This window comes from Thermomonas sp. HDW16, assembly GCF_011302915.1.
Lineage (GTDB): Bacteria > Pseudomonadota > Gammaproteobacteria > Xanthomonadales > Xanthomonadaceae > Thermomonas.
Window position 1 is genome coordinate 1,816,968 of the sequence record NZ_CP049872.1, and the last position, 15,615, is coordinate 1,832,582.

Here is a 15,615-nt window from a genome sequence, read left to right on the forward strand (position 1 = left end):
AGCATAACGCGACGGCGGGCCGAAGCCCGCCGTCGTCCGATCTGCGTGGTACCGCGAAGATCAGAAGTCGTACTTGACGGTGAGGCTGTATTGGCGCGGCGGACCGTAGAAGCCGGTATGCACGCCAAGCGCGGCGTACAAGTTGTAACCGGTGGTGCGGTACGCCTTGTCGGCCAGGTTGCTGCCCTGCAGGGACACCGTCCACGCATCTGCCGGCTTCCAGATCACGCCGGCATTGACCAAGCCGTACCCGTCCTGGGTGATCGGCTGCACGGTGGCCAGCGTCACCGGATCCCTGACTACTTCGGTCGTGGCCACCACGTCGCTCTGGTAGGCGTAGCTCACCCGCGCCGACAAGCTGCCGGCAGCGCCCAGGTCGGCACGGTATTCCAGGTTCACCGCGCCGGAGAAGTCCGGTGCGTTGGTGAATTCCTGCTGGTCGGCGATGTTGACGTTCTTGAACATGTACGTATCGAACTTCGCATCCAACCAGGCCAGGTTGCCCGACACGGTGAAGTTGTCGGTCGCCAGCCACTGGTACTCGGCCTCGAAGCCGTTGACCGTGCCCGCGCCGGCGTTGGTGAAGTCGCCGAAGAACGCCTTGGTGTTCTGCGGCGTGGTGTACTCGGTGAAGATCGAGAGCTGGATGTCCTTGTACTTGTTGTGGAACGCGGACAGGTTCAGGAACAGGCGCTGGTCGAGCAGGCCCATCTTGGTGCCGACTTCGTAGCTGTCGACCTGCTCGTCCTGGAACGGTTCGGCCGAACGCGGCACCGCGGTGGCCTGCGCACGGATGTTGTAGCCGCCCGATTTGAAGCCGCGCGTGGCCAGGCCGTAGACCATCACGTCCGGGGTGAGCTGGTAGTCCAGCGAGATCTTCGGCGACAGGTTCTTGAAGTTGATGGTCTTGTCGAAGTTCGCCGCCACCACGCCATTGGGCGTGGTGAAGGTGCCATCTTTGTAGCCGATGTTCCTGACCACCGCGTGCTTGTCTTCGCTGGTCCAGCGGGCGCCCAGGTCGACGCTGAATTTGTCGCTGACGTCGAACGTCCAGTCGGCGTAGGCGGCGATGCTTTCGGTATAGACCGTGCCCTGCGTGTCACCGAAGCTGATGTTGAAGAAGTTGTTCAGCACCTGGCCGCCGGCTTCGCCATCGAACTTGTAGAAGCCGATCACGCCACGCGAACGCCCGCCGCCGTCGTAATTGGCCTGCAGTTCGTGGGTGACCTGTTCGTCGCGATAGAACGCCTTGACGTCGGCGATCTTGTCCTGGGTGGTGTCGAAGTCGATATTGGTTTCGGTATCCGACTCGCGCTTGGCGAGGACGTACTTGAACGCCCAGTTGTCGCTGCCGCGCACGTTGATGGTCGCGGAGGCGCCGCTCAGCGTGGTGTCGTTGACGTTGGGCATGCCGTTGCGGACGTCGTAGCGGCTTTCCATCGGCGGCTTGGGCCCGGTTCCGCCGTACAACGGGATCGAATTGAACGGATTGGCCCGCAGCATCTGCGCGCCGCGCACGCCGGAGCTGTCGTCGACATGGTCGAACGCGAACTGCAGGTCCACCGCATCGGTGACGTAGGCGCCCAGGTTGGCGCGGAACGCACGGATCTTCTTGTCGCTAACCTGCGCGCCGGTGATCACGTTCTCGCCGAAGCCGTCGCGATGCAGGTCTGCGATGGAAATGCGTCCGCGCAGGTATTCGCTGCCACCGAAACCGCCGCCCACCGCCGCCTTGAGGTCGCGCTGGCCGTAATTGCCGACGGTGACCGAGCCGTAGCCGTTGAAGTCTGAGCGCAAGCCCTTGGAGATGTACTTGATCGCGCCGCCGATGGTGTTCTTGCCATACAGCGTGCCCTGCGGACCGCGCAGCACCTCGATGCGGTCGACGTCGAACACGTCGAGCAAGGCACCCTGCGGGCGCGCGATATAGACGTCGTCCATGTAGATGCCGACGCCCGGGTCCACGCCCCACAGCGGATCGGACTGGCCGACGCCGCGGATGTAGGCGGTGAGCGTGCTGCTGGAACCGCGCGCCGCGTAGATGGTGAGGTTGGGCACCTGCGCATCGAGGTCGGACAGGTCCTCGACATTAAGTTTGTCCAGCGCATCCGCGGTGAACGCAGTGACCGCGACCGGGACATCCTGCAGGGTTTCCTCGCGCTTGCGCGCGGTGACCTTCACCGCCTCCAGCGTGGTTGCCTTCTTGCCGCCTTCAGCGGATGCCGCCGCATCCTGTGCGGATGCCGGCATCGCGATGGCCAGCAACGACACCGCCAGCACGCCATGGATCGCCAGACTCAATTGCTTGCGCTTCATCGTTCCCCTCCTGAGGGTACGTGGACACGGGCGGGCCCATGCCGCCGACGGAGGCAAGTTAGTTGTTAAGCGTCCTTCACGGCATTGGACGTTAGGACAATGGGCCGGGACGGCAATGCCGCCGACACTCGCAGCCCTGACCGATGCCCACGGGGGCGCAATGGCATTCCTGATCGTGCTGGCCGCGTTGTGCTTCCTGATGTTCGTGGCCTACCGCGGCTACAGCGTGATCCTGTTCGCACCGGTTGCGGCGCTGGGCGCGGTGCTGCTGACCGATCCGCAACTGGTCGCACCGATGTTCACCGGCCTGTTCATGGACAAGATGGTCGGCTTCCTCAAGCTGTATTTCCCGGTGTTCCTGCTTGGTGCGCTGTTCGGCAAGGTGATCGAGCTGTCCGGCTTCTCGAAATCCATCGTCGCCGCCACCATCAAGCTGGTCGGCGCGCAACGCGCGATGCTGGCCATCGTCGCGGTCTGCGCCTTGCTCACCTACGGCGGCGTGTCGCTGTTCGTGGTGGTGTTCGCGGTGTATCCGTTCGCGGCCGAACTGTTCCGCCAGAGCGACATCCCCAAGCGGCTGATCCCCGGCACCATCGCGCTGGGTGCGTTCACCTTCACCATGGACGCGCTGCCGGGCACCCCGCAGATCCAGAACATCATCCCGACCACCTTCTTCGGCACCGATACCTGGGCCGCGCCGGTGCTGGGCACCTTGGGCGGCGTCTTCATCCTGATCCTGGGCATGCTCTATCTCGACTGGCGCCGCCGCGCCGCGTTGAAGGCCGGCGAAGGCTACGGCGATGCCGCCACCCTGTTGAACGAACCCGCCGCTTTCACCGGCGGCAAGCTGGCCAATCCGCTGATCGCGATCGCGCCGCTGCTGGTGGTAGGCATCGTCAACAAATTGATGACCGTGTGGATTCCGGGCTACTACGGCGAAAGCACCAGCTTCGATCCCGCAGTAATCGGCAGCGCTGCGCCTGTAGTCCAGGAAGTCTCGAAGGTCGCCGCGATCTGGGCAGTGGAAGGCGCGTTGCTGGCCGGCATCGCCTGCGTGCTGCTGTTCGCGTGGAAGCCGGTGACGAAGAGTTTCGCCGAAGGCAGCAAGTCAGCCATCGGCGGCGCGTTGCTGGCAGGCATGAACACCGCTTCCGAATATGGTTTTGGCGCGGTGATCGCCGCCCTGCCCGGCTTCCTGGTAGTCGCCAATGCACTGGGGTCGATCCCGAATCCACTGGTCAACGAGGCGGTCACCGTCACCGCACTGGCCGGCATCACCGGCAGCGCCTCCGGCGGCATGAGCATCGCGTTGGCTGCGATGTCGGAAACTTTCATCGCCAACGCCAATGCCGCCGGTATCCCGATGGAGGTGCTGCACCGCGTAGCCGCGATGGCCTCCGGCGGCATGGATACCCTGCCGCACAACGGTGCAGTGATCACCCTGCTCGCGGTCACCGGCCTGAGCCATCGACAGGCCTACAAGGACATTTTCGCCGTCACCATCATCAAGACGCTGGCGGTGTTCGTTGTGATCGGGCTGTATTACGCCTTCGGCATCGTCTGAGGCTTGCCAGCCTTGGCCATGGCCCGCACCATGCGGGCCATGAGCGACACCGACACGCCCCACACACTCCCGAACCGCACCACTCCCACTTGGGAAGTGGAACTGCTGATTTCCGGTATTGCAGTATTCGCCATGCTGCAGTTGCCCAGCCTGCTGGACAACGTCATGTTCGCGCTGGAGCCCAGGCTCGACAACGATTGGCAGCAGCCCCTTGTCCTCGCCTACCTCTATGGCAAGGGCATGGCGGTGATCCTGGCGATCACTTTCGTGCTGCACCTCCTGTTGCGCGCGCGCTGGATCGCGCTGGTCGGCATGTATTCGGTCTATCCCGACGGCATTCGCTGGGACAAGCTGCGGATCGGCCCGATTCAGGGCGAAGTCGAGCGCGAACGTGCATTGCCGTTCCCGACCATCATCGACCGCGCCGACAACCTGGCGACGACGGTGTTCGCGGTCGGCGTGATGCTCGGGATACTGGTGGTAGTGATCGCCGTGGTCGCGCTCTTCATCTCCGTGTTCGGGATACTGCTGTCGACGCTCTCCGACCGGAGGATCGATGGCTACAAAGTGATTCTCGCGGTGTTCGCGACCGTGATGGTGCCGTTCTCCCTGATCGTCCTGTACGACCGAAAGCGCGGCGCGCGCCTTGCGCCCGACAGCCGGGTGCGCCACATCATCCGCCGCCTGTTCGGCTGGTACGCCAGAATCGGCCTCAGCCGAATGAATAATCCGATCATGAGCCTGCTCGGTAGCCATGGCAGCGACTACAAGGTGGTGGCCTTCACCACCACCTTGCTCATGCTGGTGCTGTTCGCCGTCGGTGCATCCTTCGCGGTGATGCAATCGCCCCAATGGCTGGGCAACTACGGGTTGTTCCCTTCGGACAAAGGGACGACTGCAATCGATGCCGCGCATTACGATGATCAGCGCGATCCCGCGCGCGACCCGGCTTTACCCTACATCCAATCCATGGCCGTGACCGCCGCGCCCTACCTTCGCCTGGTCGTTCCATACCGCCCGATGCGCGACGAGCCGGCCATGAGACGCATCTGCGCGCAAGCACAGGCCCTCCCCAATCCGCGACAGGCGGAAGTGCGGTTGGCTTGCCTGTCGACACTGCATGGCGTGACGCTCGATGGCGAGCCATTGGCCGACATGCGCTATGAAATCGCCAGCGATCCTCGCACCGATCGTCCTGCGCTGCTGGCGATGATCGACGTGCGTGGCCTGCCACGTGGCCGCCACGAACTGCGCATCGCACGGCCGTCAACGGACGATGAGGATAACGACGCCAAGGACGATCCTGGCTACGACCAGATCCTGTTCTGGCGCTGAACCTGCGGCCACACACCCGTAAAATCAGCGGGTGAGCGAATCCCCGCAACGCAAGATCATCCACGTCGACATGGATGCGTTCTACGCATCGGTGGAGCAGCGCGACGATCCTTTGCTGCGCGGCAAGCCGGTGGTGGTGGCCTGGCGCGGGGCGCGTTCGGTAGTGTGCGCGGCCAGTTACGAGGCGCGCGTGTTCGGCGTGCGCTCGGCGATGCCTGCGGTGCGCGCGGAACGGCTGTGTCCTGACGCGATCTTCGTGCCGCCGGATTTCGTGCGCTACAAGGCGGTTTCGAAGCAGGTGCGCGAAATCTTCGAGCGGCACACCGACCTGATCGAGCCGCTCTCGCTGGACGAGGCCTATCTCGACGTGACGCAACCCAGGCAGGATCTCGGCAGCGCCACCGCTATCGCGATGCATATTCGCGATGCGATCCGCGAGGAAACCCAACTCACCGCATCGGCCGGCATCGCGCCGAACAAGTTCCTGGCCAAGATCGCCAGCGACTGGAACAAGCCGGACGGCCAATTCGTGCTCAAGCCGGCGATGGTCGATGCCTTCCTCGCCCCGCTCGCCGTTGGCAAGCTGCCGGGTGTCGGCAAAGTCATGGAAACCAAGCTGGCCGAACTCGGCATCGCTACCTGTAGCGACCTGCGTACGTTTGGCGAGACGGCGCTGGAACACCGCTTCGGCCGCTGGGGCCGACGCCTGCATGAGTTGTCGCTGGGCATCGACGAACGCGAAGTGCAGAGCGAACGCGCCACGCTGCAGGTCTCCGCCGAAGATACCTTCGAGCACGATCTGTTGTTGGACGAACTGGAGCCGCATATCCGGCGCATGGCCGCAAAAGCCTGGGCCGGCTACCTGCGCGAACGCCAGCAGCACCCCGATCGCATCGCGCGCACGGTGGTGCTGAAGCTGAAAACAAGCGATTTCCGCACGCTTACCCGCAGCCTGACCGCAGCGGAGCCGCCGACCTCCGAACAAGCGTTCGCCGATATCGCCTGCGCGCTGCGCGAACGCGTGGCCCTGCCGGCGCGCACACGCTACCGCCTTGTCGGCGCCGGGCTTGCGGGCTTCGCGGAGCCGGACGGCTCCGCAGCGCAGGACGACTTGTTCGCTTGAGCGGTGGCCCTGGTCGATCAGGGCAACGAGCCGGACACTACCGGCAGTTCGATGGCACTGCCTTCCCAGATCCGTTGCGTCGCCTTGCGGTAATCGCCAGGCTTCGCGAAGAAGATGTTATCGACATAGGTCTGCGGGTTGCGGTCGTACAGCGGGAACAGGCTGGATTGCACCTGCACCATCAGCCGGTGGCCGGGCTTGAGCACGTGGTTCACGTTGGGCAGCTCGAAGCGATAGGCCAGCGCGGCATCCGCCTGTAGCGGCTTGGGCGCGGAAAAACTTTCGCGATAGCGCCCGCGGAAGATGGTCAACGCGATCGGCAACTGGTAGCCGGCCATCTTCGGATCGTCCGGGTATTGATCCGGATAGACATCGATCAGCTTCACCACCCAGTCGCTGTCGGTGCCGGAGGTCGATGCCGACAGGTTCACTACCGGTGTTCCGGCCAGCGCCAGCGGTGCGGTGAGCGGCGCGCTGGTGTAACTGAGCACATCGGTACGGCCGTCGACGAAACGCTGGTCGCGCACCAGCCACGGCCCCCACACGCCGCGGTCGCCCATGTCCACCGGACGCGGCACGAACGGCACCGGCTTGGCCGGATCGGACACGTACTCGGCGTACTGCGCAGCATTCGCCGTGCCTTTGCTGGTGCCCAGAGTCTCGTCCGCGCGCAGGTACATCGGCACGCTGGTGCGCGCGCAGCCCTGCGCGCAACTCTGCGGCCACTGCTGGTAGCTGTCCCAGCGATTGCTGCCGGCATCGTAGATCCACACTGGCGGCGTCTTGGCCACCGGCGCGCCGGGCTTCAGGTATTGATCGAAAAACGGCTTGAGCACGTCGCGCCGCCATTGCAGCGCGGTATCGCCCTCGAACTTCAAGTCGCCCAGGCTGCTGCCATCGTAATTGGCCTGGCTATGCCGCCACGGCCCCATCACCAGATAGTTGCGGGTGTTGTCGGTGTCCTTCGGTTCCAGCGCAGCCCAGGCGTGGTTGCCGCCGTACATGTCCTCCTGATCCCACAACCCCTGCTCCCACATCGTGGGCACCTGGATCTCCGGCAGCTTCGCCAGCAGCTTCTCCAGCGCCTGCTGTTGCCAGAACGCATCGTAGGCCGGGTGTTCGCTGACCTTGTGCCAGGCCGGGATCTGCTCGAGTCCGGCCGCGCGCGCATAGGCGCCCACCGAGCCAGCACGCAGGAAGTTGGTGTAGTCGTCGTTGGTAGCACGGGCGATGTCGCTGCCTGCGCCGCGCACGGTCATCTGCCCTGTGAAATAGCCCAGGTTTATCTGCCGATACGCGCCATTCTGGAACCAGTCGTCGCCGATCCAGCCATCGACCATCGGGCTTTCCGGCGCCGCGACCTTCAATGCAGGATGCGGATCCAGTAGCGCCATCACCACGGTGAAGCCCTCGTACGAGGAACCCAACATGCCGACCCGACCGTTGCTTTCGGGCACGTGCTTGACCAGCCACTCGATGCTGTCCCAGGCGTCGGTGCTGTGGTCGATGCCGGTCTTGTTCAGCGGCCCGCGCGGCGGCCGCGTCATCACGTACTCGCCTTGCGAACCGTATTTGCCGCGCACGTCCTGGAACACGCGGATATAGCCGTCCTCGATGAAATCGGTGTCGCCCTGCGGCAGCAGGTCAACCATGCGGGTCGCGTTGGGTACGCGATCGGCGCGCTTGGCGGCGTTGTACGGCGTGCGGGTGAACAGGATCGGCGCGTCCTTTGCACCCTTGGGAATGACGATGACGGTGTAGAGCTTGACCCCGTCGCGCATCGGGATCATCTCGACGCGCTTGATGAAGTCACGCTGCGGCTCCGGCGCCTTGAACGCCTTGCCGGTGATGTCGGGCGCCATCGGCGCGGTTTGCGCCAACGCGCCAGTTGAAACCGCAAGCGTCGCCGCCAGCATCGTCATCCTCGCCAGTCCCCGCATCGCCCTGCTCCCCGATTCCAGCCAATCACCGAGTCTTGCATGCGGCGGCAGCCCGTCCGTGTGCCATCCGTACTACGCCGGCATCGCCGCTTGGCATACGCTAGCACCATGACCCACCACGATGCCCCCGGGCTCAGCCGCCAGCAGGTCAAGACCCTCTCGCTCGCCGCACTCGGTGGCGCGCTGGAGTTCTACGACTTCGTGATCTTCGTGTTCTTCGCAGCCACGATGGGCGCGCTGTTCTTCCCCGCCGACATGCCCGAATGGCTGAAGCTGGTGCAGACCTTCGGCATCTTCGCCGCCGGTTACCTGGCGCGGCCGCTGGGTGGCATCGTGATGGCGCACTTCGGCGATCTGTCCGGGCGCAAGCGGATGTTCATGCTGAGCATCCTGCTGATGGCAATCCCCACCCTGCTGATGGGCTTGTTGCCGACCTATGCGCAGGTCGGCGTGCTGGCGCCGATCCTGCTGCTGTTGCTGCGGATCATGCAGGGCGCGGCGATCGGCGGCGAAGCACCCGGCGCGTGGGTATTCGTCAGCGAGCATGTGTCGCCGCGGCATCGCGTGCTCGCCTGTGGCGCGCTGTCGGCCGGGCTGTGCAGCGGCATCCTGCTCGGCTCGCTGGTGGCGCGCGCGATCAATGCGTCGTTCGATGAAAAGGAATTGCTGGCCTGGAGCTGGCGGCTGCCGTTCGTGATTGGCGGCGTGCTGGGCCTGCTGGCGATGTTCCTGCGCCGCAAGCTGCATGAAACCCCGGTATTCGCCGAGATGAAGGAACGGCGTTCGCTCGACGCCGGCCTGCCGCTGAAAACCGTGCTGCGCGAACACGGCGGTGCAGTACTTCTGGCGATGCTGCTGACTTGGCTGCTCACGGCCTCGGTGGTGGTGACGTTGTTGATGATGCCGACGCTGCTGCAGGGCCTGGGTGTCTCGCGCGCCGATGCACTGTCCGGCAACACGCTGGCGATCTTCGCTACGGTGATCGCGAACTTGGTTGCCGGCTATCTGGCGGATCGCTTCGGCCCCGGCCGCGTGCTGGTGTTGTGGAGCGCGCTGCTCGGCATCGCGTTCTGGGTGTTCTACAGCGCGGCCCTGGCAGGCGCGTATTCGCCATGGCTGTACATGCTCGCCGGCTGCGCGGTGGGAATCACCGCATTGGTGCCGGGCATCGCGGTGGGCGGCTTCCCGCCACAGGTGCGCTTCTCCGGCTTGTCGTTCTCGTACAACGTGGCCTATGCGATCGCCGGCGGACTGACGCCGATCTTGCTGAGCCTGGCGATCAAGGACAATCCTGCCGCGCCGATGCACTACATCGCGATGATGGCGGTGCTCGGCATCGGGCTGGGATTGTTCGTATCGATGCGACGACCGCGCTTCCAGCTCGCCTGACGGCAGATATTTCCCAGGGACTGTCAAGCTTACGCAGGCGGGACGCGGCAGCGACAATTGCGGATCTGTTCCGCTGTCGAAGCCCCGCACTCCATGACCCAATTGTCCGCCGCACTCGCACGCAAGATCGCCCAGACCATCGCCGAGGAAATCGGCGCGCAGACCGCGCAGGTCAACGCCGCCGTCGGCCTGCTCGACGAAGGCGCCACCGTGCCCTTCATCGCCCGCTACCGCAAAGAAGTCACCGGCGGTCTGGACGATACGCAGTTGCGCAATCTGGAAGTGCGTTTGAGTTATCTGCGCGAAATGGAAGAACGCCGCGCCGCGATCCTCTCCAGCATCGACGAACAGGGCAAGCTCAGCGACGAACTGCGCGGCGAGATCGAAGCTGCCGACAGCAAGTCGCGGCTGGAAGACCTCTACCTGCCGTACAAGCCCAAGCGTCGTACCCGCGCACAGATCGCCCGCGAGGCGGGTCTTGAGCCGCTGGCCGATGGCCTGCTTGCCGATCCATCGCTCACGCCGGAAACATTCGCCGCCAGCTTCGTGGATGCCGACAAGGGCGTGGCCGATGCCAAGGCCGCGCTGGAAGGCGCGCGCGCAATCCTGATGGAACGTTGGGGCGAGGACGCGGCCCTGCTCGGCGAGTTGCGCGGCTGGCTGGAAAACAATGGTCTGATCCGCTCGAAAGTGGTCGAAGGCAAGGAAGCAGCCGGCGAGAAATACCGCGACTACTTCGACCACACCGAAGCCCTGGCGAAGATTCCCTCGCATCGCCTGCTCGCCCTGTTCCGCGGCCGTCGCGAGGAATTCCTGTTCCTCGAACTGGATCCCGGCGCGGATGCCGAAGCCGGCAACCTGTATGCCGAAGGCCGCATCGCGCGGCATGCCGGCATCGAGGATCACGGCCGCCCCGCCGATGCCTGGCTGCGCAACGCGGTGCGCCTGACCTGGCGCGCGAAGATCCACCTGCACCTGCTGCTCGACTTGTTCAACCAGGCACGCGAAAAGGCCGAGGCCGAGGCTATCGCCGTTTTCGGCGACAACCTCAAGGATCTGTTGCTGGCCGCGCCCGCCGGCCCGAAAGCCGTGCTCGGCCTCGATCCCGGCCTGCGTACCGGCGTCAAGGTCGCGGTAGTCGATGCCACCGGCAAGCTGGTCGCCACCGACACCATCTACCCGCACGAGCCGCGCAGGCAATGGGACCAGTCGCTGGCATCGCTGCGCAAGCTGTGCATCGCGCATGGCGTGCAGCTGGTCGCCATCGGCAACGGCACTGCTTCGCGCGAGACCGACAAGCTGGCCGGCGACCTGCTCAAGCTGGTGCCGGAACTGAAGGCACAGAAAGTCGTGGTCAGCGAGGCCGGTGCCTCGGTGTATTCGGCATCAGAACTCGCGGCGAAGGAATTCCCCAACCTCGATGTATCGATTCGTGGCGCGGTCTCCATTGCGCGCCGCCTGCAAGATCCGCTGGCGGAACTGGTCAAGATCGAACCGAAGGCGATTGGTGTTGGCCAATACCAGCACGACGTGGACCAATACCGCCTCGCGCGTGCGCTGGATGCGCGCGTGGAGGACTGCGTGAACGCGGTCGGCGTGGACGTGAACACCGCATCTGCAGCGCTGCTGACCCGCGTGTCCGGCCTGTCTTCCACGGTGGCTGAAAACATCGTGGTGTATCGCGACCAGAACGGCGCGTTCGCCTCGCGCAAGGCGCTGCTGAAGGTGCCGCGTCTGGGCGACAAGACCTTCGAGCAATGCGCCGGCTTCCTGCGCATCGCCGATGGCGAGCAACCGCTGGATGCCTCCTCCGTGCATCCGGAAGCCTATCCGGTGGTCGAACGCATCCTGGCCGGCAGTGGCAAGCAGGTGAAACAGATCATCGGCGATGCCGCTTTCCTGCGTGGCCTGAAGCCCGCGCAGTTCACCGATGAACGCTTCGGCGAACCCACCGTGCGCGACATTCTGAAAGAGCTGGAGAAGCCCGGCCGCGACCCGCGCCCGGAGTTCAAGGCGGCGACCTTCGCCGAGGGCATCGAGGACATCAAGGACCTGCGCCCCGGCATGGTGCTGGAAGGCGTGGTCAGCAACGTGGCTGCGTTCGGCGCCTTCGTCGACATCGGCGTGCACCAGGACGGACTGGTGCACATCTCGGCGCTGTCCGATACCTACGTGAAAGACCCGCGCGAGTTGGTGAAGGCCGGCGATATCGTCAAGGTCAAGGTGCTGGAGGTCGACGTGGTGCGCAAGCGCATTGCGCTGACCCGGCGCATGAGCGATGAACCCGGCCAGTCCACGTCACGCCCATCGGCGGATCGCGATGTGCGACGCGATGGGAGCCGAGGCAATGATCGCGGTCGCGGCAATGCACCGAAACCGCAACAACAGGCCACGCCGTTCAACAGCGCAATGGCGGACGCGCTGAAGGGCTTGAAACGCGGTTAAGCGCCGGCAGATGCCACTGCACACGCATCATGCGGAGCAGTGGCGGTCGTCCACTTCCTGTACGGGTTCGCGCGCGCGTGCGCCGGTGCGCGATGCCCACAGCAGCAGCGCCACGCCAATCAGTGCCGACAGGGTGGACGCAGCAAATACCGCGATCTTGGCGGCGGCGAAATCCGCCTCCACCGGAAACGCCTGCCCGGCGATGAAGAGCGACATGGTGAAACCGATGCCGGCCAGCGCGCCGGCTGCCAACAGTTGCGTCCACGAATACGCTTCGGGCTTCACCGCCATGCCCGTTCGCACTGCGAGCCATGACGCCAAGAACAAGCCCAACGGCTTGCCCACCACCAGTCCCAGCATGACCCCCATCATCAACGTGTCGTGCCCTTGCAACTGACCCAGGCTCAGGACGACGCCTGCATTCGCAAGCGCGAACACCGGCAGCACGAAATAACTCGACCACGGCTCAAGATGGCGCAAGGTGCGATCCGCCGGCGATTCCAGCCGATCGTGGATCGCATCGAGCTGGCGTAGCGTAGGCAACGATGGACCATGTCGCAGTTGTTCATCGCCATGCAGCGCTTCCTCGGCGATCAACTGATCGGCCTGCGTCATCAGCGAACGCAGGTTCGCCGGTGGACGAGTCGGGATCACCAACGCCAGCAACACGCCGGCAAGCGTGGCATGCAGGCCGCCCTTGTACACGCAGAACCACAGCACCACACCCAGTGCCGCGTACGGCAACGCGCGATAGACACCCGAGCGATTCACGCCGACCAGCAGCACGAAACACGCCGAGGCCGCGCCAAGCCAACCCCAATCGATCTTGCTCGAATAGAACAGCGCCACCACCACGATCGCGCCGATGTCGTCGACGATCGCCGCGGCGGTGAGGAAGATGCGCAGCTCCACCGGCACCCGGCTGCCCAACATCGCGATCAGGGCGATGGCGAATGCGGTGTCGGTCGCCATCGGCACGCCCCAGCCCTGCCCCCACGGCACCGCAGGCACCACCGCAAGGTAGAGCAGCGCCGGTATCGTCATCCCGCCGATCGCCGCAGCGATCGGCAGGGCCGCCGATCGCCGGCTGGCCAGGTGGCCCACGGTGAACTCGCGCTTGATCTCCAGCCCGACCACCAGGAAAAACACGCTCAACAATCCGTCGTTGACCCAATGATGCAGCGACATGCGGAAGCCGGCATCGCCGAGCACCAGGCCGACATCGGTTTCCCAGAAATGGCGGAAGGCCTCGCCGGTAGCGAGGTTGGTCAGCAGCACCGCCAGCACCGAGGCCAGCAGCAACAACACGCCAGTGGAGGGCGCCCAACTGGCGAAATCCAGTGCGGCCGAACGCACGCGGTGGCCGAGCGAACCGAGCATGGCATCGGTGAACGAACTTTCATCCCACGGTCCGTCATAACGGCGACCGTTGATGAAGAACGTGGGCACCACCCGCACGCCGCTTGCCGCGGCGCTGTCCACGTCGACCAGTACGCGCTCGATGCCGCGATGTCCGGCAACTTCGGCCTGCTCCGGCGGCAACCGATCAAGCCCCAACGTGTCGCGTACCGCGCATAGGTCGTCCTCTGTCAACGCGACCGAACGCGTCATCAATTCGACATGCGTCTGCCAGAACTGCTCGCGATCCGCCGATTCTGCCAACTGCGCCGCACGCAGGGCCAGGTCATTGCCGGCCAGCGGGCGCTGCCGGAACACGTAGCGGACGCGGTCGCCCAACTCATTGCGCACCTGGGCCACGCGTTCATTGGCGGCGCGGCAATGCGGACAGGCGTAACTGCCGTATTCGACCAGGGTGATCGCCGCATCGTCCGGCCCCAGCACATGGTCGTAGGCAGGATCGACCGGACGATCCAGGCGATTGGAAGTTGCCGCGACCTCGTTCATGCCCCCTCCAATTCAGTGGTTCTACATGCAGTCATCGTCAGACGTCGAACGCCAGCAGATCCAGTCCTGTGCTCGCGCGAACAATGCGCCTGTACAGCAAGTTGCCGTTGGCGGCATTGGTCAACAACACGATCGCACGCTGACGCGTGGCATCGCCCAATGCGAAGGCCTTGAACACGCCCGCATTGCTGCCCGAGTGGTACAGCACTGGGCCGGCAGGCGTGGCTTCGATGTTCCAACCCAGCCCTTTCTCCGTCCATCGGTCGGGCAACGCGATCTGCGGAGTGAGCATCGCCGTGCGCGTCTGCGGCCGCAGCTCCCACGCCGCGGGGTGCGCATGCACCATCAGCGACATGAAGCGCGCGTAGTCGGCCGCCGTGCAGCGCAGGCTGGCGGCGGCATTGGCCAGGATGTCGCTTGGCCAGTTCAGCACGCCAGGCTTAACGTTCGCGCGAGCCAGCGGCAACGCACGTTCGGCATCGGCATAGCGCCATGTGGAGAGCGGTTTGCGCCAGCGCTCGGCAATCGGCAATGCCGCATCCCAGGCGTCGCGCAATCCCTGCTGCGGCATGCCCGGCTGCAGATCATCCACCGCGCGGTGGCCATACACGGAGCGCGCGGCCATCGCGGCATCCCAGCCATAGCTGCTGTCGTGCATAGCAGCAGACTCGAACAGCAACCGGTGCATCGTTTGATCGAGGCTTTCGCCGGTCACCGCTTCAACCACCAGTTGCAGCCAGACGATGGCCTCGCCCGAATAGTCGATGCGCGTGCCCGGTGCCACTGCAGGCACCAGTTTTTCGTTGGCGGGATCCTTGCGCCAGTTCGGCAAGCCGGTGGTGTGGCGCAGCACGTCGCGCACGGTGATGCGTTCCAGCCACGGCGAGTCGCCGAGGTAATCGGGCCTGGCGTATTGCACCAAGGGCGTATCCAAGGCCAGCTCGCCGCGATCGACCAGTTGCAGCACCGTGTAGGCGAACACCGGTTTGCTCAGCGATGCCGCTTCCCACAAGGTTCGCTCATCAACCTGCGCGCCGCCTTCGGCACGGGTCACGCCGAAGCTGCGCGACCAGGCCAGCCTGCCTTCATTCACCACCGCGATAGCGATGCCGGGCACGCCCAGCGCCTGCATCTGCCGCGGCAGGTCTTGCAGAAAGGCCTCGGAAGGCATCCAGTCGTCGACGGTGCAGCGGGCCGCTGCGCGCGCATTCGGCGGCAAGGCCGCCAACGCCATCAGGCCGAAACCGCCGGCCAGCAGACCGCGGCGAGACACTCCAGAGGCATGCGAAGTCATGCCCCATTGGAGCGTTTCACGCGCGATGCCGCAAGCGCTGCCACGGATCCGCGCAGGCTGGGATAATCGGCCTGTCACCATGCCTGATTCGTCGATGTCCAATCCCCTGTCCAGCGCAAACGCCGATCCGCGGCCGATCGCGCCCGAACGCCCCCTGCCCTCGGATTGCTGCGACAGCGGCTGCCCGGTCTGCGTGCATGACCTGTATGCCGAGGAGCTTGAGGCCTACGCGAAGGCACTGGCCGCATGGAAGCTGCGGCACCCCGATGTGGACACCGCAGCAGCCACACCGTAGCGATCCGCG

10 protein-coding genes are annotated in these 15,615 nt (G+C 64.9%); 6 read left to right on the forward strand and 4 right to left on the reverse strand.

The genetic code is table 11. The features are described 5' to 3' along the window. Positions 1-60 precede the first annotated feature (60 nt). Entirely contained in the window at positions 61-2,316 is a 2,256-nt protein-coding gene (locus tag G7079_RS08470) for a TonB-dependent receptor (protein WP_166056889.1), read from the reverse strand. A 160-nt stretch (positions 2,317-2,476) separates the two neighbouring features. Here G7079_RS08470 and G7079_RS08475 point away from each other — a divergent pair, with 160 nt between their 5' ends. The 3 genes from G7079_RS08475 to dinB are packed head-to-tail and all read left to right on the forward strand — an operon-like array spanning position 2,477 to position 6,338. Then, on the forward strand, positions 2,477-3,880 hold the full coding sequence (locus G7079_RS08475; RefSeq protein WP_166056890.1) for a GntP family permease: 1,404 nt from the start codon (positions 2,477-2,479) through the stop codon (positions 3,878-3,880). Positions 3,881-3,919: 39 nt separating this feature from the next. Then, the gene (locus tag G7079_RS08480; RefSeq protein ID WP_166056891.1) at positions 3,920-5,215 is read left to right on the forward strand and encodes a hypothetical protein; all 1,296 of its coding nucleotides are present in this window, start codon (positions 3,920-3,922) and stop codon (positions 5,213-5,215) included. A gap of 31 nt (positions 5,216-5,246) precedes the next feature. Beyond that, entirely contained in the window at positions 5,247-6,338 is a 1,092-nt protein-coding gene (gene dinB, locus G7079_RS08485) for a DNA polymerase IV (RefSeq protein WP_255453145.1), read from the forward strand. A 17-nt stretch (positions 6,339-6,355) separates the two neighbouring features. On the opposite strand, the gene G7079_RS08490 is transcribed toward dinB, so the two are convergent. Beyond that, a complete protein-coding gene (locus tag G7079_RS08490; RefSeq protein ID WP_166056892.1) occupies positions 6,356-8,278 on the reverse strand; it encodes a CocE/NonD family hydrolase in 1,923 nt (640 codons plus the stop codon). A 108-nt stretch (positions 8,279-8,386) separates the two neighbouring features. Here G7079_RS08490 and G7079_RS08495 point away from each other — a divergent pair, with 108 nt between their 5' ends. Then, the gene (locus tag G7079_RS08495; protein WP_166056893.1) at positions 8,387-9,667 is read left to right on the forward strand and encodes an MFS transporter; all 1,281 of its coding nucleotides are present in this window, start codon (positions 8,387-8,389) and stop codon (positions 9,665-9,667) included. A 93-nt stretch (positions 9,668-9,760) separates the two neighbouring features. Continuing rightward, a complete protein-coding gene (locus G7079_RS08500; RefSeq protein WP_166056894.1) occupies positions 9,761-12,112 on the forward strand; it encodes a Tex family protein in 2,352 nt (783 codons plus the stop codon). Positions 12,113-12,139: 27 nt separating this feature from the next. Here G7079_RS08500 and nhaA read toward each other — a convergent pair whose 3' ends face one another. Then, positions 12,140-14,017 (reverse strand): Na+/H+ antiporter NhaA, encoded by a 1,878-nt coding sequence (nhaA, locus tag G7079_RS08505; protein ID WP_166056895.1) that lies wholly within the window; start codon positions 14,015-14,017, stop codon positions 12,140-12,142. A 37-nt stretch (positions 14,018-14,054) separates the two neighbouring features. Next, positions 14,055-15,311 carry a serine hydrolase gene (locus G7079_RS08510; RefSeq protein WP_206203194.1) on the reverse strand — a complete coding sequence of 419 codons (1,257 nt, stop codon included), beginning with the start codon at positions 15,309-15,311 and terminating at the stop codon, positions 14,055-14,057. A gap of 79 nt (positions 15,312-15,390) precedes the next feature. Here G7079_RS08510 and G7079_RS08515 point away from each other — a divergent pair, with 79 nt between their 5' ends. Further along, a complete protein-coding gene (locus G7079_RS08515) occupies positions 15,391-15,606 on the forward strand; it encodes an oxidoreductase-like domain-containing protein (protein WP_206203195.1) in 216 nt (71 codons plus the stop codon). Positions 15,607-15,615 lie beyond the last annotated feature (9 nt).

Coding starts and splice junctions, on each gene's coding strand:
- G7079_RS08475 (WP_166056890.1), top strand. CDS start 2,477: ATGGCATTCCTGATCGTGCTGGCCGCGTTGTGCTTCCTGATGTTCGTG.
- nhaA (WP_166056895.1), bottom strand. CDS start 14,017: ATGAACGAGGTCGCGGCAACTTCCAATCGCCTGGATCGTCCGGTCGAT.
- G7079_RS08470 (WP_166056889.1), bottom strand. CDS start 2,316: ATGAAGCGCAAGCAATTGAGTCTGGCGATCCATGGCGTGCTGGCGGTG.
- G7079_RS08515 (WP_206203195.1), top strand. CDS start 15,391: ATGCCTGATTCGTCGATGTCCAATCCCCTGTCCAGCGCAAACGCCGAT.
- G7079_RS08480 (WP_166056891.1), top strand. CDS start 3,920: ATGAGCGACACCGACACGCCCCACACACTCCCGAACCGCACCACTCCC.
- G7079_RS08510 (WP_206203194.1), bottom strand. CDS start 15,311: ATGACTTCGCATGCCTCTGGAGTGTCTCGCCGCGGTCTGCTGGCCGGC.
- G7079_RS08490 (WP_166056892.1), bottom strand. CDS start 8,278: ATGCGGGGACTGGCGAGGATGACGATGCTGGCGGCGACGCTTGCGGTT.
- G7079_RS08500 (WP_166056894.1), top strand. CDS start 9,761: ATGACCCAATTGTCCGCCGCACTCGCACGCAAGATCGCCCAGACCATC.
- G7079_RS08495 (WP_166056893.1), top strand. CDS start 8,387: ATGACCCACCACGATGCCCCCGGGCTCAGCCGCCAGCAGGTCAAGACC.